The organism is Nakamurella sp. GG22 (assembly GCF_052976845.2).
In genome coordinates this window covers 47024-72345 of record NZ_JBRIIO020000008.1, presented here as the reverse complement: position 1 = coordinate 72345, position 25322 = coordinate 47024, and the positions used below count along the sequence as shown (strand labels likewise).

Annotated in this window: 21 protein-coding genes; 9 read left to right on the top strand and 12 right to left on the bottom strand. The window is 68.3% G+C overall.

Features of this window, described 5'->3' with window-relative positions; genetic code table 11:
• Window positions 1–2: 2 nt before the first annotated feature.
• The 3 genes from ACVBEQ_RS10910 to ACVBEQ_RS10900 form a co-directional block, all read right to left on the bottom strand.
• Entirely contained in the window at window positions 3–1382 is a 1380-nt protein-coding gene (locus tag ACVBEQ_RS10910; RefSeq protein ID WP_447153151.1) for an ABC transporter substrate-binding protein, read from the bottom strand.
• A gap of 281 nt (window positions 1383–1663) precedes the next feature.
• Entirely contained in the window at window positions 1664–3811 is a 2148-nt protein-coding gene (locus ACVBEQ_RS10905) for an alpha-galactosidase (protein WP_447153150.1), read from the bottom strand.
• Window positions 3812–4112: 301 nt separating this feature from the next.
• Entirely contained in the window at window positions 4113–5060 is a 948-nt protein-coding gene (locus ACVBEQ_RS10900) for a phosphotransferase enzyme family protein (protein WP_447153149.1), read from the bottom strand.
• A gap of 138 nt (window positions 5061–5198) precedes the next feature.
• Here ACVBEQ_RS10900 and ACVBEQ_RS10895 point away from each other — a divergent pair, with 138 nt between their 5' ends.
• Window positions 5199–7106: an ABC transporter ATP-binding protein gene (locus tag ACVBEQ_RS10895; protein ID WP_447153148.1), complete on the top strand. Its 1908-nt coding sequence runs from the start codon at window positions 5199–5201 to the stop codon at window positions 7104–7106.
• Window positions 7103–8968 carry an ABC transporter ATP-binding protein gene (locus ACVBEQ_RS10890; RefSeq protein ID WP_447153147.1) on the top strand — a complete coding sequence of 622 codons (1866 nt, stop codon included), beginning with the start codon at window positions 7103–7105 and terminating at the stop codon, window positions 8966–8968. Before ACVBEQ_RS10895 ends, ACVBEQ_RS10890 begins: the two co-directional genes overlap by 4 nt.
• Window positions 8969–9033: 65 nt before the next feature.
• On the opposite strand, the gene ACVBEQ_RS10885 is transcribed toward ACVBEQ_RS10890, so the two are convergent.
• The gene (locus ACVBEQ_RS10885) at window positions 9034–9927 is read right to left on the bottom strand and encodes a hypothetical protein (protein ID WP_447153146.1); all 894 of its coding nucleotides are present in this window, start codon (window positions 9925–9927) and stop codon (window positions 9034–9036) included.
• A gap of 61 nt (window positions 9928–9988) precedes the next feature.
• Here ACVBEQ_RS10885 and ACVBEQ_RS10880 point away from each other — a divergent pair, with 61 nt between their 5' ends.
• Window positions 9989–10621 carry a class I SAM-dependent DNA methyltransferase gene (locus tag ACVBEQ_RS10880; RefSeq protein ID WP_447153145.1) on the top strand — a complete coding sequence of 211 codons (633 nt, stop codon included), beginning with the start codon at window positions 9989–9991 and terminating at the stop codon, window positions 10619–10621.
• Window positions 10622–10741: 120 nt separating this feature from the next.
• Here the strand turns inward: ACVBEQ_RS10880 and ACVBEQ_RS10875 are convergent, their stop codons facing one another.
• The gene (locus tag ACVBEQ_RS10875) at window positions 10742–11317 is read right to left on the bottom strand and encodes a DUF2537 domain-containing protein (protein WP_447153144.1); all 576 of its coding nucleotides are present in this window, start codon (window positions 11315–11317) and stop codon (window positions 10742–10744) included.
• Window positions 11318–11737: 420 nt separating this feature from the next.
• Window positions 11738–12295, bottom strand: coding sequence for a hypothetical protein (locus ACVBEQ_RS10870; protein ID WP_447153143.1), 558 nt, complete (start codon window positions 12293–12295; stop codon window positions 11738–11740).
• Window positions 12296–12305: 10 nt separating this feature from the next.
• Between ACVBEQ_RS10870 and ACVBEQ_RS10865 the strand changes: the two genes are divergently transcribed.
• On the top strand, window positions 12306–12938 hold the full coding sequence (locus tag ACVBEQ_RS10865; RefSeq protein ID WP_447153264.1) for an SH3 domain-containing protein: 633 nt from the start codon (window positions 12306–12308) through the stop codon (window positions 12936–12938).
• Here ACVBEQ_RS10865 and ACVBEQ_RS10860 read toward each other — a convergent pair.
• Together ACVBEQ_RS10860 and ACVBEQ_RS10855 are read right to left on the bottom strand one after the other, a co-directional pair.
• Window positions 12935–13747, bottom strand: a complete 813-nt coding sequence (locus ACVBEQ_RS10860) for a TrmH family RNA methyltransferase (protein ID WP_447153142.1) — start codon at window positions 13745–13747, stop codon at window positions 12935–12937. The genes ACVBEQ_RS10865 and ACVBEQ_RS10860 overlap by 4 nt on opposite strands.
• A 46-nt stretch (window positions 13748–13793) precedes the next feature.
• On the bottom strand, window positions 13794–14261 hold the full coding sequence (locus tag ACVBEQ_RS10855; protein ID WP_447153141.1) for a MarR family winged helix-turn-helix transcriptional regulator: 468 nt from the start codon (window positions 14259–14261) through the stop codon (window positions 13794–13796).
• Between the two features lie 682 nt (window positions 14262–14943).
• On the opposite strand from ACVBEQ_RS10855, the gene ACVBEQ_RS10850 reads away from it, so the two are divergent.
• Both ACVBEQ_RS10850 and ACVBEQ_RS10845 read left to right on the top strand, forming a co-directional pair.
• Window positions 14944–15360: a helix-turn-helix domain-containing protein gene (locus ACVBEQ_RS10850; protein WP_447153140.1), complete on the top strand. Its 417-nt coding sequence runs from the start codon at window positions 14944–14946 to the stop codon at window positions 15358–15360.
• Between the two features lie 10 nt (window positions 15361–15370).
• Window positions 15371–17209: a PHA/PHB synthase family protein gene (locus tag ACVBEQ_RS10845; protein WP_447153139.1), complete on the top strand. Its 1839-nt coding sequence runs from the start codon at window positions 15371–15373 to the stop codon at window positions 17207–17209.
• On the opposite strand, the gene ACVBEQ_RS10840 is transcribed toward ACVBEQ_RS10845, so the two are convergent.
• Window positions 17191–17319 (bottom strand): hypothetical protein, encoded by a 129-nt coding sequence (locus ACVBEQ_RS10840; protein ID WP_447153138.1) that lies wholly within the window; start codon window positions 17317–17319, stop codon window positions 17191–17193. The two genes, ACVBEQ_RS10845 and ACVBEQ_RS10840, sit on opposite strands and share 19 nt — an antisense overlap.
• Window positions 17320–17363: 44 nt before the next feature.
• Here ACVBEQ_RS10840 and fabG point away from each other — a divergent pair, with 44 nt between their 5' ends.
• The gene (gene fabG, locus ACVBEQ_RS10835; RefSeq protein ID WP_447153137.1) at window positions 17364–18110 is read left to right on the top strand and encodes a 3-oxoacyl-ACP reductase FabG; all 747 of its coding nucleotides are present in this window, start codon (window positions 17364–17366) and stop codon (window positions 18108–18110) included.
• A 102-nt stretch (window positions 18111–18212) separates the two neighbouring features.
• Here fabG and ACVBEQ_RS10830 read toward each other — a convergent pair whose 3' ends face one another.
• Entirely contained in the window at window positions 18213–20180 is a 1968-nt protein-coding gene (locus ACVBEQ_RS10830; protein ID WP_447153136.1) for a 3-oxoacyl-[acyl-carrier-protein] synthase III C-terminal domain-containing protein, read from the bottom strand.
• A 269-nt stretch (window positions 20181–20449) separates the two neighbouring features.
• On the opposite strand from ACVBEQ_RS10830, the gene ACVBEQ_RS10825 reads away from it, so the two are divergent.
• The gene (locus ACVBEQ_RS10825) at window positions 20450–21274 is read left to right on the top strand and encodes a beta-ketoacyl-ACP reductase (protein WP_447153135.1); all 825 of its coding nucleotides are present in this window, start codon (window positions 20450–20452) and stop codon (window positions 21272–21274) included.
• 34 nt (window positions 21275–21308) lie between these two features.
• Here ACVBEQ_RS10825 and ACVBEQ_RS10820 read toward each other — a convergent pair whose 3' ends face one another.
• Complete coding sequence (locus tag ACVBEQ_RS10820) at window positions 21309–21755, bottom strand: MarR family winged helix-turn-helix transcriptional regulator (protein WP_447153134.1); 447 nt, start codon at window positions 21753–21755, stop codon at window positions 21309–21311.
• Window positions 21756–21875: 120 nt separating this feature from the next.
• Here ACVBEQ_RS10820 and ACVBEQ_RS10815 point away from each other — a divergent pair, with 120 nt between their 5' ends.
• Window positions 21876–22175: a DUF2530 domain-containing protein gene (locus ACVBEQ_RS10815; protein WP_447153133.1), complete on the top strand. Its 300-nt coding sequence runs from the start codon at window positions 21876–21878 to the stop codon at window positions 22173–22175.
• 37 nt (window positions 22176–22212) lie between these two features.
• Here ACVBEQ_RS10815 and ACVBEQ_RS10810 read toward each other — a convergent pair whose 3' ends face one another.
• Window positions 22213–25278, bottom strand: a complete 3066-nt coding sequence (locus ACVBEQ_RS10810) for a sacsin N-terminal ATP-binding-like domain-containing protein (protein WP_447153132.1) — start codon at window positions 25276–25278, stop codon at window positions 22213–22215.
• Window positions 25279–25322: the final 44 nt, after the last annotated feature.

The window sequence follows — 25322 nt, the reverse complement described above, 5'->3', positions numbered from 1 at the left end:
TTCTACTCGACGACCGGGATCGACTGTGCCTTCATGGCGTCGATCGTCTTCGTCTGCGCTGCCGCCAGCGCATCAGCGAGCGTGCCCTGACCGTTGAGCGCTGCACCGAAACCGTCGGTCAACGAGTTGTAGGTCTCGTTCATCACCGGGCCCCAGGTGAAATTGGGGTCGACCTCGGCGGAGGCCTCGTTGAAGACCGTGAAGATCTCCTGGCCGCCGTAGAAGGCACTCGGCTCCTGCAGCGCCGGCAACTCCTGCCCCGCTGTGGTCGCCGGGTACAGCCCGCCCTCGCTGTTCAGCTCGGTCAGCGAATCGGTGTTGGTGTTGAGCCACAGCGCGAACTTCGCCGCTTCCGCGGGATACTTACTGCCCTTGAACACTGCCGTGGTGGAACCGCCCCAGTTCCCGGCGGCCTTGCCACCCGCGGTCCACTGCGGCATCTGGACCACGGCCCATTTCCCGGTGGTACTCGGTGCGTTCGATTCAACGGTCTGGTTGCCCCAGACAGCCGAGACCCAGCCCCAGAGCTCGCCGGAATCGGCCGCCTTGTTCCACTGGTCGGTGAAGTTCTTGACCGGCGAGACGAGCTTGGCGTCGATCAGACCCTGCCAGTAATTGGCGACATCGGTGGACGCCTGCGAGGTCAGTTCGACCTTCCAGCCGTCGGCTGTGTTCTCGAACCACTTTCCCTGGTTCTGCCAGACGAAGCCGGCGAACTGGTTCGGGTCGCCGCTGGAGAAGTTCGTGATGAACGCACCCTTCGCCTTGACGGCCTCGGCGGCGGTCTTGAACTCGTCCCACGTGGTGGGGACCGTGATGCCCGCCTGCTCGAAGAGGTCCTTGCGGTAGAACAGCGCCATCGGGCCGGTGTCCTGCGGGATCGCGTAGACCGCGTTCTCCTCGCCGAATGTTGCCTGTGACCAGGTCCAGTCGACGAACTGGCTCTGTGAGTCGGAAACCCCCGGGCAACCGGCGATGTTCGCGAGACCGTCCTGGATACGGAAGTTCGGGAGCCGATCGAATTCGATCTGCATCAGGTCCGGCGCATTGCCGGCCTGAATCCCGTTCGAGAAATTCTGGTAGGCACCGGCATTGCCGCTGGGGCCGGTTGCCACCTTCACCTGGATGTCGGGATTCGCGGCATTCCAGGTGGCCACGACCTTCTCGATACCGGGAATCCAGGAATAGAAGTTGAGCTCCACCTTTTCGCCGGCCGCGGCCGGCGCGCAGGTCGGGGCATCCCCGCCACCGCCGGCGGCGGACCCGTCAGTGGTAGCGGCGGAACCGGAGTCACCACTGCCGCCGCAGGCCGCCGCGAAAAGCATCACCGCTCCGGCCGTCACCGCCAACCAGCGTCGCGACATCTTTGTCGTCGCTGTCATTTGTTACTCCTTTTCTCGGGCCCGAGAGGCCGCGTCTGCCGCGCTCTCGTGCCACATCTGGTGTGCTCGACGGATGGTCGAGACTGTCGGGTGATGCTCGCCGGACTCTGATCCGGGTCGGGTCGGCCACATACGGGGTCGAGGAAGATCAGAACGTGATCAGCCGGGCCTCGGGGTCCACCAACCCGATGTCCGGCACTGCAGATTGCCCGACCGGGCGCCGGCTGCGTCGCGGATCGCGACAGGGCGCCACGGTCAACACGCTCACCGTGGTGGACTGGTCATTGCCCCTCCTCCACGGTCGCTCGCAGCAGGTGAAGGTATTCGGGGTACATCGCGGGGATCTGGATCCCCACGGTCCCCAGCACCCGGCCGGTGGCGCTGACTCCCTCGCTCCACCAGGCCGGGAGCTGTCCGGCCTCCGGATAACGGTCCGCCGGCGCAAGGGGGCTGAGCCGGTAGCGGCGGTCGGGCAGCAGCCCGGGCAGCCGAACCCTGCCGGGGGGCCAGGTGGTCGAGCGGTCGACAGCCGCGATGCCGAACAGCGCCTCGGAGCCATCGTCGGCAACCACGCCGTTGACCCAGATCGCCGGATCAGGGTGATCGGCGACGACCACGGTGCCGCTGTGCAGCAACGGCCGGAACCGCTTGTGCAGCTCGACCCACGTCCGGAGTCGGTCGAGTTCCTCGGCTGTTGCCGACGTCAGGTCCCACTCGATGCCGAGGTGACCCCAAAAGGCCGTCCCGGCACGGAAATCGAGCTGTTGCGTCCGGCGGGTCGTGTGCGCCTGGGTCGGCCCGACGTGACTGCCCATCAGCTCCGGGGGAAGCAACAACTGGGTGTACCGCTGGATCTGTTGACGTTCGAGGGCATCGTTGCAGTCGCTCGCCCACACCCGATCGGTGCGTTCGAGGATCCCCAGATCGATCCGGCCACCGCCGCCCGCACAGGTCTCGATCTCCAATCCTGGGTGTCGTTCCCGGATCTCGTCGAGCAGCCGGTACAAGGCCGCGGTGTGCGCGTGTACCCCCGGGTGCCCGTGCGGCCCGTGGCCGGCCTCGACCACCATCCGGTTGTGATCCCACTTCAGGTAGCTGATGTCGTACTCGTCGAGCAGGCTGTGCAGCCGGGACGCGATGTGTGCGTAGGCATCCGGATGGGCGAGATCGAGGACGTATTGGTTCCGGCTCGGGATGCCCGGGCGACCCCCCGCCCGGAAGATCCAATCCGGATGTGCGCGGGCGAGATCCGAATCCAGATTGATCATCTCGGGTTCCACCCACAGCCCGAACTCCATACCGAGACCGGTGACCTTGTCGATCAGCGGTCCCAGCCCGACCGGCCAAACCCGCTCGTCGACATACCAGTCGCCCAGTCCAGAGGTGTCGTCGCGTCGGTGCCTAAACCACCCGTCGTCCAGCACGAACCGCTCGGCGCCGACCTCGGCGCCGGCCTCGGCCAGCGCGGTCAGCCGGGCGAGGTCCTGGTCGAAATACACGGCCTCCCAGGTATTGATGACCACCGGGCGCGGGCGCCGCGGATAGCCGGCGCGAGCCCGCAGATGCGCATGGAACCTGCGTGCCACCCCGTTGAGCCCCTGCCCGTAGGACGCGTAGAGCCACGGCATCGTGTACGTCTGGCCGGGTTGTAGCTGCACCTCGCCGGCCAGCAGCAACTCGCCGCCGCCGAGCTGGCGTATGCCGTTGTAGCTGCGTTCGGCGTACGCGACCTGATTGCCCGACCAGCCGACGTGCACCGCCCACACCTCGCCGGCGGTGAAGCCGAAACCGGGTACGCCGGCGGCCAGCAGATACGACGCATCGAGTCCCGGCTTGCCCTTCCTCGACTCCCGCAGCAGGGTCCCCACTCTGAACGGGCCGCGCTGCGGAACCCGTTCGCGTGCATGCCGTCCGGTCAGGTCGAACAATTCGTCGGCCTCGGACGGCACCGGCAGGGCGAGGACCATGCCGCCAAGGGAGTAGACGTCCTCACCGGTGTTGGTGCAGGCCGCACGGACCCGGAGCAGGCCGTCGGGAGCGAGCTCGACCTCGATCGTCAGCCCCAGCCGCGCGACGTCGTCGACGGCGGTATAGACGCGACTGTGCGGCGCCGGTGCGGCTTCGTCGACAACCGTGAAGTGGGGCGAGAAGTCGCGGCCGGTGCGGCTACCGGTCAGACCCGGTGTGCCGACCCAACCCTCCGCGGGAGTGGGCAACAGGCTGACCCTCGCCGGAACATCGATCGCGCTGTCGCCGAGCGGGGCTCCGAGAGCTGATGCCGTCTCCAGGAGTGCGGACGCGGAGAGATCGCCGAGATCGGCACCCCAGTGCAGAACGGCCGGAAGGCCCCCGCCGGAACTGTCCAGCACCACACTCACCCCACCCGCGCGAAGGTGGGTCAGCGCGCCGTTCAGGACAGCGGTCGTCAACGCACGCACTCCTTGGTGAGCTGGCTCATAGTTGCAGTTCGGTATAAACGAGAGCCAATCATGCCTGCCCAGTACCGTCAAGTGGCGCAATCGGATCGTGATGTGACCCCCAACGGGTCAACGACTCCCCTGACGGGTGGCGCTTCTTTTAGTGTCGAACCAAAGTGCCCGCGTTGACAGGGCCGCCCGTTGACAACACCGTCAGTTGACGCGGGCTGTCGTCGAGCGCGCATGGCTCACGAGAACCTGCCGGTTCGTGGGCGGCGGTGCCGCCGGGTCGAAACTGGGCCTGGCCGCGGCCTCAGGTGATCGCGTCGAGGATCTCCAGCAACACGTGGCGGTGGTGCGGTCGGTCGACGAATTCTGCGAACGAGGCGGCACTGTCGGCGCGTTCGGGCGACCTCGGGTTCGGCTGCAGCCAGTCGCGGCAGGCCATCTCGCAGATGTGGCCCAGTTCCGCGATCAGCATCGAGAAGTTGCCAGGCCGGTCGACTCTCGCCGGACCGCCGGCACTCCGGTAGGCGTCGTACAACCGCCGTGCTCGATCGGGACTGCCCGCGGCGAACTCGAACAGGACGCAGCAGAGTTCCTGAGTCGGATCGGCGAGGCCGCTGTTGTCCCAGTCGATGACGCACAAGCCACCGGACGGGGTCGCGACAAGGTTGTCCGCCCACAGGTCGCGGTGGCAGGTCTGCAGGTTCTCGGGCGGTTCGATCCATTCCTCGAGCGCGACGAGCTCGTCCCGCATCTGGGCGAGGGAATCCGCGAATGGTGCCGTCGCCCGTCGGAGGTCCGCCACGAGCGCGTCCCACCGCTGCGCACCGACCGCTTCGCCGTACCAGGGGACGAACTCCTCACCGATCGACATCCGGACCCGGTGGATCCCGGCGATGAGTTCGCCGACCGCGACCGGGTCTGCCGCGATGTCCGGCGCCAGCAGATCGACCCACCCGTACACCCGCACCCTGGTGCCGCCCACCGCGGCGAACACCGTCCCGTCCACCGACCGGACCACCTGCGGCACGGGCACTCCGGCCTTGCCGACCGTCTCCTGGAACAGTGCGGCAGCGGCGACCTGCTCGTCAGGAACCCGTCGCACGGGTTCCTTCACGGCCCACCGGTCGCGCACGGTGTCGAGCCGCCAGACCAGCCCCTCCTTCCCCCTGGCCACCGGGCCCGCTGACAACTCGGCGCCCGCACCGAGGTCGAACCGCCGGGCGATCTCGACCGCCATTCCCGGGTTCAGCACGGGAAAATCCTAAGCGCCGTGACGGTTCTCGGTGCAGATCGACGACGGATCCGGTATTCGGACATCCGGGCGGTCAACCATGCCCGGCCGGTAAACCCGGTCGAGACTGTCGGTCCCCGGACGTAGCCTGGCCACGCCATGACGATCAGTTCCACCGCCGAGCAGGCGGGTCTCGACGACCAGTCACCCCGAACCGACGTGCCGATCCCGGATCGGACGCCGGGCGCGTCCGCGCGCGTCTCCGCGACCGGATCGCTGCGACGGCTGCTCCCGTTCGCCCGCCCCGCGTTACCGGCGTTGGCCGGCAGCACGGTCTGCGCGATGATCGCGATGCTCTGCGGGCTGCTGTTCCCGCTGGTGATCCAGCGGATCATCGACGGGCCGATCGCCGACGGCGACCTCGCCGGACTCTGGCCGCTGGCCGGCGCGCTGCTGGCGCTGGGCATCTTCGAAGCCGGCCTGTTCTGGGTGCGGCGGATGCTCTCCGCCCGGCCGACGATGCGGGTCGAGGCGACGATGCGTGTGGCGATCTACGACCACCTACAACGGCTTCCGGTGTCGTTCCACGACCACTGGCCGGCCGGACAGCTGATGTCCAGGGCAGTGTCGGATCTCTCCACCATCCGCCGGTTCATCGCGTTCGGACTGGTCTTCCTCATCGTGAACCTCACGACCTTCGTTGTGGGTGTGGTGATCCTGCTGACCCTGTCCTGGCAGCTCGGGCTGATCATCGCGGCGCTGGCGGTCCCGCTGGTCGCGCTGTGCTTCTTCTACGAGTCCCGCTACCAGGTGCTCGCCCGCCGGTCGCAGGATCAGGTCGGCGATCTCGCCACCCTGGTCGAGGAGTCGGTGCTGGGTATCAGGATCGTGAAGTCGTTCGGTCGCAGCGGATACCAGAGCGACAGGTTCCTCCGGGCTGCGCGGCAACTGCGCGGCACCGAGATCGGCAAGGCCAAGGTGATCTCCAAACTCTGGGCGGTCATCGTCGTCGTACCGGAGATCGCGTTCGGCCTCACCCTGTTCCTGGGGGTCAGGCAGGTGGCCGACGGGACACTGTCGGCCGGGACGCTGGTCGCGTTCTTCGGGGTGGCACTGGGCCTGCGGTGGCCGATCGATTCGATCGGCTGGCTGCTGGCGATGTCGAACGACGCCGCCAGCGCTTCACAGCGCTATTTCGAAGTGCTCGACGCGCCGATCACGGTGTCCTCCCCGGAGCATCCGCGGCAGATCGGGTCCCGGATCGACGGTCGGCTGACGTTCACCGATGTCAGCTTCCGGTTCCCCGACGCCGCACCCGGGTCCCCGGACCTGCTGCGCGGCGTCAACCTGGACATCAGGCCGGGCGAGACGCTCGCCCTGGTGGGTGCGACCGGCTCCGGGAAGACCGTCCTGACCTCGTTGATCAACAGGCTGTACGACGTGACCGGCGGCTCCATCACGCTGGACGGCATCGACATCCGCGAGCTCGATCTCGGATCGTTGCGCAGCCAGGTAGCGGTCGCGTTCGAGGAGCCGACGCTGTTCTCCGCCTCGGTCCGGGAGAACGTGTTGTTGGGCCGCCCCGACGGCACTGACGAGGACGTGCAGCAGGCACTGCGGGTGGCTCAGGCGGAGTTCGTCAACCAGTTGCCGTGGGGACTGGAGACCCGGATCGGTGAGCAGGGCCTGTCCCTGTCCGGCGGACAGCGGCAGCGGCTCGCGTTGGCCCGCGCCGTGGTCGGGCGGCCCGCCGTCCTGGTGCTCGACGACCCGCTCTCCGCGCTCGACATCCATACCGAGGCGCAGGTGGAGAAGGCCCTGCGGTCCGTGCTGACCGGGACGACGGCACTTGTCGTCGCGCACCGGGCGTCGACGGTGCAGTTGGCGGACCGCGTTGCGTTGCTCGAGGCTGGCCGGATCACCGCTGTCGGGACCCACTCCGAGCTGATGGCAACCGTCCAGGCCTATCAGGACCTGCTCGCGAGCCGGGAGGACGCGTTCTCGGCGTCGAACGCCATGCCCGGAACCGCTTACGCCGCAGCCGGAACCCGGAAGGGGGCGTCATGACGACGACCGGCAGCACGAACCCGGTGATACTCGATCCCGAGGCGGACGACGCCTGGCGCGGTGTCGCCGCCGAGGACACCTCGGAGACGTCGGCGGCAGTGGGCCTGAAGCTCCAGGCGCGCTCGCGCCGGCTCCTTGGATCACTGGTCCGGCCGCACCGCTGGTGGGCTCTGCTGGCCGCGACGGTCGTGGTGATCAGCGAGATCGCCTACCTCGTCGGACCGCTGCTGGTGGCGTACGGCATCGACACGGCGGTCCCCGCCCTGGTGGCCGGCGACTCCGGCCCGCTGGTCTTCGCCACCCTCGCCTACCTGGGGGCCGGCATCCTCAATGCCGGCGGGAAGGCGCTGTTCGTGCGGTTGTCGGCCAAGGTCGCGCAGGCGGTGCTGCTCGACCTCCGCGGCCGGGTCTTCGACCACTCGCAGGCGTTGAGCATCTCGTTCCACGAGAAGTACACGTCGGGCAAGGTGATCTCGCGGATGACCAGCGACCTCGACGCGCTGGGGGATCTCGCCGCAGAAGGACTCGAGGGCCTGGTGTCCGGGCTGCTGTCGGTGGTCGCGATCAGCGTCACGCTGCTGGTGCTCGATGTGGATCTGGGACTGATCGCGCTGGCCGCGTTCATCCCGATCCTGTTGGCCACCAGATGGTTCCAGAACCGGTCGAGGCGGATCTACCGGCGCACCAGGTCCGCCATCGCATCGGTGATCGTGCAGTTCACCGAGACCATGAACGGATTGCGTGCCGTCCTCTCGTTCCGCCGGGAGGACCGGAACAGGGTGATCTTCGCCGGCTTCAACGAGGAGAACGCCAGGGCGAACGGGGACGGTCTGATCGCACTCGCCCAGTACACGCCGGCGGTCCGGCTGTTCGGGAACCTGAGTCTGGTCGCCACGATGGTGGTCGGCGCGATCCAGGTGATCGACGGGACGCTCGAGGTCGGCGTGCTCGCCGCGTTCCTGCTGTACGTGCGGAGGATGTACGACCCGCTCGACGAGCTGGCGATGTTCTACAACACCTATCAGTCGGCAGCGGCCGCACTGGAGAAGATCTCCGGGCTGCTCGAAGAGGTCCCGGCCGTACCGGAACCCCGTGATCCCGTTGCCCTTCCCGCGGACCGGGACATCGCCGGCGAGGTGCGATTCGAGGCGGTGTCGTTCGCCTACACGCCGTCCGTGCCGGTTCTGCCGCGCCTGGACCTGACGATCCCGGCCGGACAGACAGTGGCGGTGGTGGGCGCGACCGGGGCCGGCAAGTCGACGATGGCGAAGCTGCTGGCCAGGTTCTACGACCCGACCGGCGGCGGGGTGCTGCTCGACGGCATCGACGTCTCCACCATCGCCACGGCCGATCTCCGGCGTGGAGTCGTGATGGTGACCCAGGAATCGTTCCTGTTCTCCGGCACCGTGGCCGACAACATCGCACTCGGGCGGCCGACGTCGACCAGGGAAGAGATCGAGGCTGCGGCCGACGCGATCGGTGCGGGCACCTTCATCAGAATGCTGCCCGAGGGCTTCGACACCGACGTGCGCAAACGCGGCGGCCGGCTGTCCGCGGGGCAGCGTCAGCTCGTCGGTTTCGCCAGAGCCTTCCTCGCCGACCCTGCAGTGCTGATCCTCGACGAGGCCACCGCGTCGCTCGACATCCCCGCCGAGCGTGCCGTGCAACAGGCGCTGCGCAGCGTGCTGCACGGTCGCACCGCAGTGATCATCGCGCACCGGCTGTCCACGGTGGCGATCGCCGACCGCGTGCTGGTGATGGAGCACGGTTCGGTGGTGGAGGACGGCAGCCCCGCCGACCTCATCGCCGGGTCAGGGGCGTATGCATCGCTGCATCATGCGTGGCGGGATTCGCTGGTCTGAGGCGCAGCGCCAGCGCCGTCTGAAACGCTGAGCTCCGTGGACTCTCCGACGGCGAAACGGGGACGTCAGCGGAAGTCGAAGGCACATTCAGGAGCCGCCGCCAGCGCCGGTAGCAGGTCCGAGCCGGTGAATACGGAGTGCACCCAGAAAGTGCATTCCCAACTCCACGCCCACAACGTGGTGGTGCCGATGCCGGCCGAGCTGAAGGGCACGTACAAGGCGGTGAGCAGGCCGGCGAAGCTCAGGTGGACCCCGTCCTGGTCGGCTGCGACCGCACTCCACGTCGGTGCCAGACCGTTGACGAGTTCGGCGGACTCGAACAGGCTGTCGTCGGACCCACCATGGGTCGCAGAGTCGCCGTACCGTGCGACCAAGGCGTGCCAGTCGGCGGCCGAATGCACCTCGTACACACGCGCATCGGCCGCAGCGTGCAGGCGACGCTGTTCGACGGGGTAGTCGACAACCCAATCGCCACAACCGCAACACAACTCCGCGTGCGCGCCGGAGCGGATGGGTGGGTCGTCGGCGACCGGCAGCTCGGTGGAGGTGATCACGGCACTGCCGGGCTTCTGGGCGTAGGTCTCCCAGTTGCTCACAGCACCGAAAGGCGCGCGAATCCGCATCGGATCCACCCCCGCGTCCTTGCGATCCGTGAGCAACAACTGACCGTCCCGGTGCAGCGGTGCGGCCCACCACGCGTTGCGCTCGTCGGCCAATACGTCGGCAATCAGCCGTTGTTGAGATCGCACCGCCTCAACGGCCTCCCGGCGCGCTGCCGCCGGCTCACCGTTGCCGCACCAGGGATTCAGCTGACAGATGGCCTGACTTGCCAACACGGCGACAGTCTGCGGGTCGGCCAGATCGTCTGGACGGAGCCCGTTCCGAGCAGCGAGAACGAACAGGGCAGCAGCGACCGGCGCCTGTGAGAACTCGTCGAGGCGTTCACCCAGCTCCGTCACCTTTGCACTCACTTCTCTCGAGCGTCGAAACTGTGTCAGTGGTGCGGTCTACCGTGCCTCCGTGACCGACCCATGGGCCCGAACCCGCACCGTGTACGACACGGTGGCAGAGAACTACGCCGAAGTCGTCCAGGTTTCCCGATTCGAGGCGCCGCTCGACCTCGCGGTCCTCGACGACTTTGCCCGGCGGACCGCCGCGCGCGGCCGCGTTCTCGACGCGGGATGCGGCCCGGGGCGCATGACCAGGTACCTGGGCGACCTCGGCGTCGATGCGGTCGGCATCGATCTCGCGCCGGGGATGATCCGCGTCGCCCGGCAACGACATCCGGATCTTCAGTTCTCGGTCGGCAGCATCGATGCGCTCGACGTCCCGAACGATTCACTCGCCGGGGTACTCGCCTGGTATTCGGTGATCCACACCTCGCCGATGCACCTGCCCGGAGTGATGGGCGAGTTCATCCGCGTCCTCGAGCCCGGCGGCTGGTTGCTGCTCGCGCAACAGAGCGGTCAGGGCGCCAGGCAGATCGCGCACGCTTACGGTCATGACGTCGATCTGACGGCGTACCTCTACACGGCTGACGACATCGCCGAGGCCATCGAAGCGGCCGGCGGCGTCGTCCACACCCGACTCACCCGCGGACCCGAGGATATCGAGAGGCACGCCCAGTCGTTCGTGCTCGCGCGCAAGCCGTAGAGCCCACCGCACCACATCGACCGGCCGCTCACGGGCCGCTCACCATCACACCGTTCGCAACTGAACCGTTCGCAACTGAACCGTTCGCAACTGAACCGTTCGCAACTGCACCGTTCGCAACTACACCGTCGGCATCGGCAGCATCATCAGCGCGGCGACCCACCCACCGACGATGCCCACCAAAGTCCCCGCCGCTATCCAGCGGAGCACCGGCAGATCCTTGGAGAGCCACATCGCCGGCGCCAGCCCTCCGGCCACCAGCACATTCACCAGCACGGCGACGATCGGCCGGTCGACGAGCCCGGCGGACAGTACCCACACCGCAACGCCGACGACGAGTGCGGAGAACACGGTGAGCGCGAGCCCTGTTGCCCACGGGGTCGGTTCGCGGCCGGCTCGCCACTCCACCACCCACGGCCAGTCCTCGCCGGCGGCCGTCCGGCCACCCTGTCGATCGGAATGTCGATCCGGCGCATCCTCGCCGCCCGCACCGTCGTCCCCTTCGGAAGCGACATCGTTGTCGTAGCCGGCGGTGGGATGATCCGTGAAGTCCTCGTCGAGGTGGTCGCCATCTGACTCGCCGCCCTCGGCCCGCGGCCGGTCCCGGACGAGGTACACCAGCCCTGCAGGGGGCCGCTCGGTATCGGGCGACCCGGCAGGTGCGTCCGTATCCGGGTCCTGCTTGTCGTGCGTCATCCGGCGATGTCGCTGCAGCGTTCGGACAGCGCGACTCCCACAGCGACGCCGCCCGGTGCGGCCACCCGGTCGACCGGAATCGGGAACCGCGACACATCTTTCACGGCATCAGTGTGCAGCACCTCTTGCGTCACGTGCCAGTAGCACCTGAACCCACCGATCCGTTGATGTCGGCCCCGCGGTCGACCTTCGATCGAGTGAAGACAGCGTGTCGGAGCGAGCGCGCTGACTACACACAGTTTCCCTCCAGCGGGATTCTTGTCGCTCGTGAGCGGCGCTTCCCACGAACGGCATAGTCCGATAGCACTCAGCGTGACATAGTTCGGACATACGCACCGGCACCTGACGTGGGCACGCCACCACGGGCCGGAGGGCCGACCGCGGTCAGCCGATGGTGCGCGGACCTGCTCCGCACCTGATTCACCAACCCGCACGAGCGGTCGGGTACTCGCGCGCCCTGGGCGTGCCCGGGGGACCGCCGGCCCCAGAGACAGAGGACCGGAGAATGAGACAGCACCCCGCGTCAGCGACCTCCCGGCCGGCCTCCCGGTGGCTGCCGATCGCGGCCGCGGTCGTGCTGATCGCCACCGGGCTGTTCTTCCTCGCCGGGGCCACCCGCTCCCCCGTCGGCGCCTCCGGGGCCACAGCGGGTCCCGCCGCGACGGACATCTCGACGACCGCGGCCGCCGGCGAGTCCATGTCCCCGATGACCGCCCAGTCGAGCACTACGTCGAGACCCGCCACACCGGGGACCACCTCTCCGAAACCCACGTCCCCGAAAACCACCTCCCCGAAAACCACGTCCCCGAAGATGACGTCCCCGACAACCAGGGCGACGGCGGACTCGGCCGCAACGACACCTGCACCGAGAACCCGCGCCCCGAAATCCCGCACACCGCAGGCCGCCGCCCCGACCACGTCAACAACCACACCCGTTGCGGCACAACCGGCACCGGCCCCAGTCGACAGTCTGCTCACCGGGCGGGTGATGCATGCGGTCGCCGACGTCAACGTCCGCGACGCTCCCGGCACCGACGGAACCACGGTGATCAGCACGCTCGACAGCGGCGCGGCCGTGACCGCCGGCGAGACAGTCGACGGATGGGTGCCGGTGAAGACCGGCGAGACGCTCGGCTGGGTCTCGGCCGACTTCCTCGCCGACGGCGACGCACCCGCCGCGGCCGACGAACCCCCCGCGCCCGAGGCGGCCGCCTCGCAAGAGAATGCTCCGGCACCGCCGCAGGCGTCCTCGGGAAACTGGATGACCGACCTCCTACCAGAGGTCGACCCGGGCGGCGCGGCGCAGTGGGAGTTCTGGAGGAACGGTGGCTGGGGCGCCACGGACGGGCACACGGTTTACATCGACCCGGATGTTCCTGCGGACAAGCGGTTCTCGGTGATGATCCACGAGTACAGCCATGTGCTGCAGGTGCAGGTCTACGGGAGCATCGACGCGTCCGCCGCGGCGATGGGCGCGATCTCCGGGATGTCCGCCACCGCTGCCAACGAGAGCACGGCCGACTGCATGGCCCTGATGCAAGGCGCGACCTGGGTGGATTACGGGTGCCAGGATTCGCTGCGCGGAGCAGCCGAGGCGGTCCTCGCGGGGCACCGCCCCTAACCGACGCGACCTCCCCCGTCGGGCAGCGCGGCAAAGGCGATCGCGGCGGCGGTGGCGACGTTCAACGAGTCGACGCCGTTCGCCATCGGAATGCGCACCCGGACGTCGGCCGCTCGCATCGCGGCCTCCGTCAGACCTGGGCCCTCTGCACCGACCAGCACCGCGACGCGCTCGTGCCATGTCATCGCCCCGATCGCCACCTCGCCGGAGGGTGTCAGAGCCACCACCTGAAAACCATTGTCCCGCAGGATGTTCACTCCTTCGACCGGCCAGGGCAGCTGCGCGAACGGAACGCCCAGCACCGTGCCCATCGAGACCCGGACACTGCGCCGGTACAGGGGATCGGAACACCCGTCGGCCAGCAGGACGGCGCCGACCCCGAGCGCGGCAGCGTTCCGGAAGAGCGCTCCGAGATTCTCGTGATCGCCCACACCTTCCAGGACCGCCAACGACCGGGCTCCGGCGATCAGCTCGGCCGCGGGCGGGAACGGCACCCGGTCGGCGGTCGCCAGGACTCCCCGATTCAAGTGGAACCCGACAACGTCGGCCATCAACTCGGGTGACGCCACATAGAACGGAGCGGTAGCGCCGGCCAGGTCGGCGGCCAGTTCCGCAGACCGACGGGCAACACCGAGCAGCGCCCGCACGGGATAGCGGGACGCGAGCAGCCTGCGGACGACGACCACACCCTCGGCGATGACCAGGCCACGACCGCCCGGTCTGTCCGGCCGGCGGTCTGCGTGGGTCAGGTCCCGGAAATCGTCCAGTCGCGGGTCGGCCGGATCGGAGATCTCGACAACGGCGCTCACCACGCCGTCCGGTCGGCAGAGGGCATCGGCGCCCCCCGCTGCGGCGTCACGACGCCTCCCGCGATCCGCCCATCTGCCGTCGGACCTTCGCCCCGATGGATTGCAGCGCGGCCAGTTCGTCGTCATCGAGCAGATCGATGAGGCATGAACGGACCGTGGCGACATGGCCGGGCGCCATCTCGCGCAGCTGGGTCACACCGAGCTCGGTCAGGTCGGCGAAATAGCCGCGCTGATCCTCGTCAACCCTGATCCGCCGGACCCAGCCCCTGGCCACCAACCGATCGACGGTTCTGGTGATCGCACTGCGGGTCGCCAGAGCATGATCGGCCAGCTCACTCATCCGCAGCCGCCGCTCGGGCGCCTCCGACAGGTGCACCAAGACCTCGAAGTCCGTCAGCGACGCATGGGAGTCGTTCTGCAACTGGCGATCAAGTGCCGGGAGCAGCAGTCGGTAGGTGTCCAGCCATCCGCGCCACGCCGCCTGCTCGCGCTCGTCGAGCCAGCCGCTGCTCACTGCGCGCCCGTCAACCGGCCGGATCTGTCGATATCCATGCACAGATCGAACAGCACGCCGTCGCAATCGGCACGCAGAAAACCCGGTTCGGGAAAGAAGTTCCCGCACGGCAACGGCCAGAGGGGATGAGACGGAGGGCTGGGCGTCGAATCGGACACCGCCGAGGCGGACATCGAAAGGGCCGAAAGTCCCCCGAACGCCCGATCTCAAACATGAAAACTACTGAGCGGCAACATCTCTGAGCAGCTGCCGGCCGACGAGCACCGAGACCGATACAACGCCCGACCGCGTTACTGTGACGCTGATCACAGGATCGAGCCAAACTTAGCACGTTAGCTGAGGTGCTGCTAACTTTCGATCACGGGCGTTCACCGCAGAGCGCCTCCCGACCTCAGAGAAGAGGATCCGGCATGAGCACCGCCACCGTCCCGCGAGGGGCAGCTCTCGATGCTGCCGGCCAGGCGCCGGCCAGCACCGTCGCGCCCGACCCGGGCGATCGGTACGGCCCGGTCGATCCCCGCTGAGTCCGCAGGTGATCACGGTGGCCATGACCCCGCCGCCACGCACCGAAACCCGCATCATCGGCCGCGTCGTTCGAGAGCTCCGAACCCCACGGCCGCGCAGCAGCATCCTCCCGGCCGGCCGGCCGGATTCCGAGAGCGCCACGCATAGGCTGGTTTTCATGAACAGAGGATGGTCTGAATCGTTGTCGCTCGGGGAGATGATTCGTCGGCAGCGGGAGATGGCTGCACTGCCGATGCGTCAACTGGCCGCAATGTCCGGCATCTCCAACCCCTACCTCTCGCAGATCGAACGTGGTCTGCGGGATCCGTCGGATCAAGTACTGAACGCCATCGCCGACGCACTGCAACTGTCGGCGGAATCGCTGCGGCCCGCGCAGCCGGCACCCGACCCGGACGCTGCACCCTCCGCAGTGGAGACCGCTATCCGGGCCGACCCGAACCTGACAGCACAACAACGCAAGGCCCTCGAGGAGTCGTACCTGGCTTTCCGCGAGGTCACCATCGAACGACGCCGAGTGAAGGGCCGCCGAAATGGTGGCGCCCCCGCCGACGTCTCCCCCGCCAACGAGGACTGAGGAGATCGTCTTGACCACGAAGAAGAGTGCTGCCGGTAGCAGCGCCGCCGACAGCACAGCTGCCGGCAACACCGCCGAGGATCTGCTGCCGCCGCAGCTGAAGCCGGCTGACACATCCGCCTGGGATGAGGTCGACCGCCGCGTTCGTGGTCGGATCGCCGAGGTACTGAGCCAGGCCGAGGAGCATTACTCCTCGACGCCGCTGGGCAAGCTCGACTCGATGGACGCCATCCCGGCATTCACCCGGACCGCTCTTGCGATGGCCTCCGAGCCCACGCTCGCCCTGCAGATCGGCACCAACTACGCCACCGGCATGATGCGCGCGATGCTGGCCGCCGGGGCACGCACGACCGGCGCGAAGGTGGACGGTCCGGTCAAGGAGGGCAAGGACAAGCGGTTCGCCGACAAGACGTGGTCGGACAACGCGGGATTCTGGCTGCTCCGCCAGGAGTACCTGCTGTGGGAGCAGGCGCTGCAGGAACTGGTGGCGAAGGCGAAGGTCGACGATCAGACCCGCCTCAAGGTCGGCTTCCTCACCCAGGCGATGGTGGACGCGCTCGCACCGACCAACGCGTTCCTGGCCAACCCGGACGCCATGCGCAAGGCCGTGGAGACCGGCGGCCAGTCCGTCGCCAAGGGTGTTCAGAACCTGCTGCACGACCTGGCCACGAACGGCGGTCAGCCGCAGCAGTTCGCCGAGGGCGTGTACGAGGTCGGCAAGAACATGGCCGCCTCGCCGGGCAAGGTGGTGTTCCGCAACGACCTGATGGAGCTCATCCAGTACGAGCCCACCACGGAGAAGGTGCACGAGATCCCGCTGCTGTTCAGCCCGCCGTGGATCAACAAGTACTACATCATGGATCTCTCGCCGGGCCGGAGCCTCGTGCAGTGGGCCGTCGACCACGGCCACACGGTGTTCCTGATCAGCTACCGCAACCCCGACGAGACCATGCGCTCCGTGCACATGGACGACTATCTGCTGTCCGGGCCGATCACGGCGCTGAACGTCATCCGGGACATCACCGGCCAGGAGAAGGTCAACCTGCTCGGGCTCTGCCTCGGCGGCACCCTGACCATGATCACGCTCGCCTACCTCGACGCCATCGGCGACGAGCGGATCAATTCGGCGGCGTTCCTGAACACCCTGACGGACTTCAGCGAGCCCGGCGCCCTCGGCGTCTTCACCGACGAGGGAACGGTGGCGAAGCTGGAGGTCTCCATGAAGAAGACCGGCTTCCTGCCGGCCGAGAACATGGCGAAGACCTTCAACCTCCTGCGTGGCAACGACCTGATCTGGAACTACGTCGTCAACAACTGGATGAAGGGCGAGGACCCGCCGGCCTTCGACCTGCTGTCCTGGAACGCCGACTCCACCCGGATGCCTGCCGAGATGCACTCGTTCTACCTGCGTACCTGCTACCTCGAGAACAGGCTCGCGAAGGGCGAACTCGAGATCGCGGGCCAGAAGCTCAACATGCACCAGGTCGATCAGGACCTGTACTTCCTGGCCGCCGAGCAGGACCACATCGCTCCGTGGCGCAGTTCGTACATCGGTGCCAGACTGCCCGCGGGCAAGGTGCGGTTCGTTTTGTCCAATTCCGGCCACATTGCCGGAATTGTCAATCCGCCGCATCCCAAGTCGAAGCACTTCGTCGGCGCCTCTGACGACCTGCCGGAGAACCCGGACAAGTGGTTGGAGACGGCGACTTCCCACCCGGAGACGTGGTGGGAGGACTGGGCGCGCTGGATGGAGCCGCGTTCAGGAGCGCTCGTCGAACCGCCGCCCGTCGGCAGCGAGACGAACCCGGTCCTGGGCGAGGCGCCCGGAACCTACGTGTTCGGCAAGTGACTCCGCTCGGCCCGCCGGTTCGCCGGCGGGCCGTGCGCCTGCACCACCCCCAGCTCCACGAGCAGTACCAGCAGCACCGTCACCAGCACCGTGAACAGCAGCACTCCCACCAGCACCACCCACCCCGCTACCGCAGAAAAGTCGAGGTCCCATCGTGTCGGAGTACACCGTCAGCAAGGCAATCGTCACCGGAGCCGCCCAAGGCATCGGCGCCGCCATCGCCCAACGGCTGTCCAGCGAGGGGCTGACCGTCAGCGTCCTCGACGTCAACGCCGCCGGAGCCAAGGAAACCGCCGAGAAGATCCAGGCAGAGACCGGAAACCCGGTCTACGGCATCGCCTGTGACGTCTCCAGCCGGCCGAGCCTGCACGGCGCCTGGGCCGAGGCCGTGGAGAAGATGGGCGGCCTGGACACCTACGTCGGCAACGCCGGCATCACCCGGGACAAGATGTTCCACAAGCTGACCGACGACGACTGGGACAAGGTCATCGCCATCAACCTGACCGGCACCTACGAGGGCATCAAGGCGTCCGCCCCGTACCTGCGGGTACCCGGCCCGGGCCGCATCGTCCTGATCTCCTCGCTGGTGGCCAAGATGGGCAACCTCGGCCAGATGAACTACATCGCCTCCAAGGCTGCCGTCGTCGGACTCGTGCGCTCGGGCGCCACCGAACTGGCCCGCTTCGGCACCACTGTCAACGGCATCCGCCCCGGCTTCATCGAGACCCCGATGACCGCCGCGATGACCGACGAGGCGAAGAAGGCCCTCACCCGCAACCCGCTGGGCCGGGCCGGCCAGCCGGAGGACATCGCCGGCGCCGTCGCGTTCCTGTGCTCGGAGGACGCTTCCTTCATCACCGGCGCCATCCTCGACGTCAATGGCGGCGAGATCTTCGCCTGACCCCGGGTGCACCACCGCCCCACCAGGGCGGCCCCACAGTCCGATGCCCGCCCGGTTCACCAGAACCGGGCGGGCATTGTCATGGACGGTGTTGTCGAATGCTCAGCTGAAGGCGGTGGCGATGCCTTCCGAACCGGTCTCCCGGCTGTCCTGGTGATCGTCGTCGGCCACCTTCTCGTGCCGCTTGCTCTCACTGACCACCACGGCCGGGTCGATGGTCATGACCGTGTAGCCGCCAACCGAGCCGGCCCCGAACCCGGGCGCGAAGATCTTGGTCGGCCGGTCGATCTTGCCGTCCTGCACGGCGTCAGCGATCGCGATCGGGATGCTCGCCGACGACGTGTTTCCGGCTTTCTCGATGTCGAAGTAGATGAGATCGGCGGACAGGCCAGCCTTTTCGGCCAGCCCGATCACCATCGTCTTGTTCGCCTGGTGCGGGACGACCAGTTCGACACTGTCCCAGGCGTTGGCCTTCTGGCCCAGCGGATCGGGCTGCGCACCGAGCTCGGTGATCATCTGCTCGAGGTACCGGCCGGCGAGCGCCTTCACCTCCGGGCCGAACACCGTGATGTTGTTGTCGAACGCCGCGTTGGGCCAGATGATCGAGTTCACCTGGCTGACCGGTCCACTGGCGTAGGTGTTCATCAGGTCGATGTCGGTGTCCTCGCCCTCTGCGGCGGGTGCGATGACGAATGCCGCGGCCCCGTCCCCGAAGATCATCCGTGAGGGTCGCACGGTGCCGATCTTGTCGGAGAACTTCTCCCCGCAGACGACCAGGACCGGCCGTTCGACCTCCTGCAGCAATCTGATGGCCTCGGAGAGGCCGTACGGCAGACCCGCGCACGCAGCGACGATGTCGGCGGACATGTGCGTCTGGAACATGCCCAGCTGGCCGGACAGCCAGGTCGCCATCGAGGGCATCGACCGGTGGTTGGTACACGAGCAGAAGATGACAGCACCGATCTCCTCGGGCTCGCGGCCCGACCGTTCGAGCGCGGCGATGGCGGCGTCCAGCGCCAGCTCGTCAAGGCCGCGTTCGCTGTACATCCGGGTCTCGATGCCGGTCTTCTGGCTGATCTCCTCGGCCGTCATCGGCGACCAGCAGTAGGCCGAGTTGCGGATGAGATCGTCGTTGGAGCAGAGGATCTCGCCGCGCACGACGGCCAGCGACTCGATCTTCGGCAAGACCTTGAACTGCTTGCGGACGTCGATCGCCGGGTACGGCCGGATGGGCTGCTTGGTGACGACCTCCGGCGCGAAGGAGGCGACCCGGGTCCCTGTCGACGGTCGCGGTGCGCCCTCCGTGACCTTGTGCAGGAACCTGCTGACCTCGCTCGACTTCGGCTTCATCAGCACGACCACGTCGTCGTCCTTGAGATCCTTGATGGCCGTGAGCTGCACGTCCGCCCGATCCCATGGGTACTGGTTGTGCAGCACCATCGCCCAGCGGTGCAGCGCTTCCAGCTCCGCGACATCCTCCTGCACATCGACGATGTCGGAGAAGGAGTAGGTCGGGTAGTCGGGGTCGTAGGTGTGCAGCTGGAAGGTCAACTGGCTGGGATCCGCGAGCGCATCCGCAACCGTGGGCCGGATGGCCTCCAGCGCGCTCGCATGGTGCTTGCGGTTGCCGAAGACGTCGAACAGCATCGCCCAGATGCGGTCCTCGGTCTCGGGGTCGGTGCCCGGAGGCAGCTCCTGGTAGGCGCGCTGCACGGCACCGACCTTGGTCTCCTTGTCCAGCCAGGGCGTGACGAACGGCAGGTACAGGTCCTTGCGGGTCCGCGGGACGTCGCGCCACCTGGTCGGCACCTTGTCGTACATGGTCATCGCGAAGCGATTGACCCAGAAGAGGTTCAGCGCGACATCGCGCATCAGGTGCACCCGATCGGCGTAGCGCCCCTGCTCGATCCGCACTCCGATCTCGGTCCCCGACGGGGCCTTCGTCTCGAAGTCACGGCGGACGACCTGATCCAGCTGCTCCTCTGTCTCGATCACCGAGAAGTCGAGGTCCGGCGTGAAGTTCGACGGAAAGACCAACTTGCCGTGGCTGTTGAGGACAAACGGCTGCATAGGGACTCCTTTGTCGGTCATGGACGGCAGGACCGGTCACGCCGGAGCCCGCCCGGGGCCCCGGATGACCTGATGAGTGACCCATCCTCCCGCACTCCGATACCGGCCGCAGCAGCGCCCCGCACATTGCCCGACACCGCGGTGGCGAGCAGCAGATGTGACCCCCGCCACGCCGCCGGACACAGTTGGGGCACAATCGGCGCGACGCGTCGCCGCGGTCCGCGCGCGCGATCACCCCGGTCGGACGACCACTCACCCCGGAGGACGCCATGACGACAGCAGACCTCGACCGCGCCGGTACCGCCGGTTTCGGCAGCAAGCTCAACGGGCGCGTCGCGCTGGTGACGGGCGGCAGCCGCGGCATCGGCGCCGCGATCAGCCGGAGCCTGGCGAACCAGGGAGCGACGGTGGCCGCCGGCTACGGCCGTGACAAGGAGCATGCGGAGCGATTTCTCGCCGAGATCCAGGCCGAGGGGGTCAAGGGCTCGATCCATCAGGGCAACATCGGCAAGGCGGACGACTGCCGCAGGGTCATCTCCGAGGTCATCGCCGAACACGGCCGGTTGGACATCCTGATCAACAACGCCGGGATCACCGCCGACAAGACGGTGCTCAACATGGACGACGCCGACTGGGAGAAGGTCCTCGCCGTCAATCTGTCGGGTGCCTTCTACCTGTCGCAGGCCGCACTGCGGCACATGGCGGAGCGCGGGACCGGTCGGATCGTCAACGTCAGCTCGATCATCGGCGAGACCGGCAACATCGGGCAGGCCAACTACGCGGCGTCCAAGTCGGGGCTCTTCGGGCTGACCAAGACCCTCGCGAAGGAGGCCGCGTTCATGCTGCAGAAGACCGGCAAGCTCGAGGAGAACATGGTCGGGATCACCGTGAACACGGTGACGCCCGGTTTTGTCGCGACGGACATGGTGGACACGATCCCGGAGAAGGTGATCAAGCGGATCACCGATCAGATCCCGGTGCGGCGGTTCGCCCGTCCGGAAGAGATCGCCAGGGTGGTGCACTTCCTCGCCGCGGACGCGTCCGGCTACATCACCGGGCAGGTCTGGGGTGTCAACGGCGGCATGGACATGTGAAGCCGGCGGTCAGCGGTCACCTCGAAGTCGGACGTCAGCCTGCGTGCTCGGCCGGCTCCTGGTAGGCGGCGAGCTGATCGATCAGCACCGTCGCCTTGCCGAGCAGATCCCGGTCCTCCTGCGGAAGGTCGGCGAGCTGCTGCTCGAGCCACAGCTCGCGGGCCCGTACGTACTCGTCCATCCGGTGTGCGCCCAACGGGGTGATCTGGACCAGCACCTGCCGTCCGTCGCGCGGATTCTCCAAACGCTGCACCAGGTTCAGCGCTTCGAGCCCGGTCAGTACCCGGGTGATCGAGGGCGGCCGCACCTTTTCCTTGGCCGCCAGATCCCCTGCGGTGAGCGGGCCATCGCGCCAGATGACCGTCAGTGCGGAGAGCTGGGTCAGCGTTAGTCCATCGGTGGGCGTCTGTTGGCGCAACCGGCGGGTAAGGCGATGCACAGCGATACGGAGTTCACTGGCGAGGGGGGCGACGTCGGACACGAATACAGGTTATCTCATGCGGCACTAAACGACTGAACAGGATTTAACGGACAGCCGCCCAGAGTTGTTCCGTGGTCGCTCGGGCCCGATCGGCCGTTGCTCCCCCGCTACGCTGATCAGGTGGAAACGCCCCGTTCGACCCCCGAATCGGCGGCTTATGTCCCACCCGACCTTCCGCCCGTCCGGACCGGACTCTGGCACATCGCCGTGCCGGGAACAGTGATCTGGTTCGTCGCGACCATCGTGCTGTTGTTCTTCATTCCGTCCCTGCAGGCCAATGACGCCTTGATCTGGCTGTGGACCTGCATGGCCGGGTTCACCCTCGGCATGGTCGGGCTGTGCGTCTACGCACTCCAGCGGCGGGCGGCCAGACTCGGCAGGCGGAGCGCCAACCAGATGGCGCTGGACGAGAAAATCTGACCGAACCGGTACCCGTCGCAGCCGTCAGCTGCAGACGTCAGTCGAAGCTGCTCTCGGCGATTCCCACCTCGTCGCCCGCGGCCGCCGCCGCCGCGAGGTGCCGGCGCGGCCAACAACCGGCCGCCCAGGCGACCGCCCGTCCTACTCCCTCGGCCGAGCCGTCGGTGAGGATGCCGCTCCCGGACACACCGCCACCCCACCACCGCACCGGCACGGGCGGCGCACCATCGACGGCCACCTGCAACGCCGGGCGCACCGTGACATCGACCGCTCTCGGATCAAGACCCAGCGCGACCGCGGCCACTCGAACACGATCCGTTGCTCCGTCACCCTCCTGCGGCGGGCCGTTTGCCGAGGACACCACCACCTCGCGGGTGGAGGCCAGCGGGAGGTCCAACACCCTGGCGACCTGTTCCGGATCAGCACCTCCCGGAACGAGGTCGGCCGGCGCGAGAACCTGTGCGAGCCATGGAGCGTCGAGCACGAACGCGTCGGCAGCATCCGCGACGTCGCCGGTCAGCGTGCGGACCCCGGACGGCAGGTCGACATCGTCGTAGGACGACAGGGCGGCCACCACCGCCGCGGTCACGGCGGCCACCCGGCCTGCCGGAACCTGCCGGGTCGGGTCGGCCAGCCTGTCCAGCAGATCCTCCGGGTCGTCGGCGGCGGCATCCGCGAGCCCGGCCCGGACGCCGATTGCCCGCGCCAGCTGATCGTCGAGATCCAGCGGCAGCACATCGAACAGACCGTCGAGGTCGTGCGCGGTCCGCAGCCGCCAGGAGGTGGGGCGCCGATCGCCGATCCAGGCGTGCCGGGCCAGCCACCACCCGGAGTAGGAACCGGGGAGCAGCAGGCAGGCCCGTGCCTCACGATCGGATGCGATGAGCCGCAGGGCCTCGGGCCATCTGTCGTCGTCGATTAGGTCGAGATCGGCCAGGCCCGTCACCGACGGGGTGTCGGCGTCCCTGCCGGGCCCGCCGAGCCACTCGTCAAGGTCGGGCAGCGCCGGACGGTCCGCCGCGGACGCGTCGGTGACGGTGACAACCGCGAAACCCGAACGCACTCCCGCGGCCACCAGCACCCACTCCGGATAACGCTCGAGCCACTCGGCCCCGATGAGGGGCCGGTCGGCATCGTCGGCCAGGACGGTCGCCAGCGGCGCGCCGGGCAGCAACAATTCGGCCGCCGGCCACGGTTGATCGTCGGCATCGGTGAGCACCAGCTCGCCGGTCAGGACGGCACCTGGGGTGTCTGCGCCGGCGACGGCCTCGGCCCGGTCCGAGCGCCCCTGATCCGAGCGGGACGCCCGGCCGCCGGCCGCGATCAGGTCCAGCACCACCCGGGCCAGCTCACGGAGGTCGTCCGGATCCGGATCGGCATCATCGAGATCGGCCAGCATGCCGTCCAGCGCGCCGGTGAGCGCCGGATCGCCCAGCAGCGTGTCCGGGCCGGCGGGCCGTGCTCCCAGCCGTTCCAGGTACGGGTGGGCGGCCGCCGGTTCGATGATCCGCAGACCCGTGACGACACGGCCGGCCCTGCGGGCGAGTTCGGCGTCGATGCGGCTCCCCGCCGCGGCATCGTCCTCGGCCGGAAGGAGGCAGCCGCGGGCACCGAGGGCCCGCCGACCACCGATGAGCGGGATGGGGATGTCTGCCAGGTCCTCCGTCAGCGGAGCACGTTCGGCGGTGGCGACCGCCTCGTAGACCTGCCACCAGAACTCCGGGTCGCGATCGATGACGGCGATCGCCGCACTGGCCTGCGACCAGCTCAGCATCTGCGCCCCCAGCCCGCGCAACACCGCTTTCGCCGCGCGCGGCTGCGGTGGGAGAAGGCCCGGGATCGCCTGCCCGAACAGCGCGGTGCCGTCAGCCCCGAGCCCGGGTAGCCAGCAGGCGTCCGCGGGCGTGACGAGGTCACCGGCCGCGGTCAGCAGCAGCGGGGTCGACTGCACCCGATGGCCGATCGCCTCGCGCAACGCGGCGTCGACCGGGCCTGCCGGGAACCCCGTGCCGGGCAACAGTTTCCAGCGGTCCGGTGGGTCGGCGCCGGCCACCAGTTCCAGGTAGAGATCGGCGGCTTCGTCCAGCAGGTGTTCGCGCAGCGGGCCGGCCGCGAGCCGGCGGCGGGTGTCGTCCACCGGGAAGGTGCCGATCAGCCTGGCCGGCAGGGTGAGCGGTTCGTCGGTGGGGGTCGGTGCGCCGATGGTCAGCGGGACCGCGTCGGTCCGCAGGCCCTCGGCAAGAAGAGCATCGAGGCCGACAACGTCGCCGTCGCCGTCGCCGTCGGACACCGGCAGCGCCCAGGTGATCCGCCACTGGGTGCGGCTGCGTTCCTCGATCGGCCGGTCCGTGAGCAGGGCGGCGGGAATGCGACCGGAACGCTCCGCCGTGCGGTACCGCGTCCGGGAACGGCCGTCGTCCAGCACGGTGAAACCGGCTTCGTCGATCCCGGTGTGGACGACGCGATCGGGCAGGTCGATCTCGGAGAGGCCGGTCAACGCCCAGAAGAGGTCCTCGGCCGCCGCCGGATCCGCCAGGAACCGCCGCACGTCGGCCAGCGCGGAGTCCCGCAGCGGCAGCCGGACCTCGGTGGTGTACCCGTCGGGCGGGCCCGGCTCGTCCGGATCGACGGGCCACGGCAAGCGGAGCACGGGCACGGCACCGGACCGCAACACCACCTCCCGGTCCAGCGACGGACTGCCGAGGTCGGCGATCGCGACCCTGGTGGCAGCACCGTCGAAACGCACCCCGCCGCTGCTCGAGACGACCCGGGGCGCCGCACTCCAGGAGAGCACAGCAGTGAAGCCGACGCCGAAATGGCCGACGGAGTCGTGGGTCTCGCGTTTGGCGGAGGCGCGGAGACTGGCCAGGCCGGCGACGCCCTGCGCGGTGAGCGGTGCCCCGGTGTTGGCCACCCGCAGTTCACCGTCCGCCAGCCGGATCCGGATGCGGGCGGGCACACCGAGTTCGGCCGCGGCATCGACGGCGTTGGACCCGAGTTCGACCAGCACCCGTCCGGCGTACCCGCCGACCGCGAGGGCCTCCTCGGCGTTGGCGTCCTCCCGGAACCGCGCGGGGGATGCCGACCATGCGTCGAGCACCACCCTGCGCAGCTCCGTGAGCCCGAAGACATCGGACTCCGGACGGT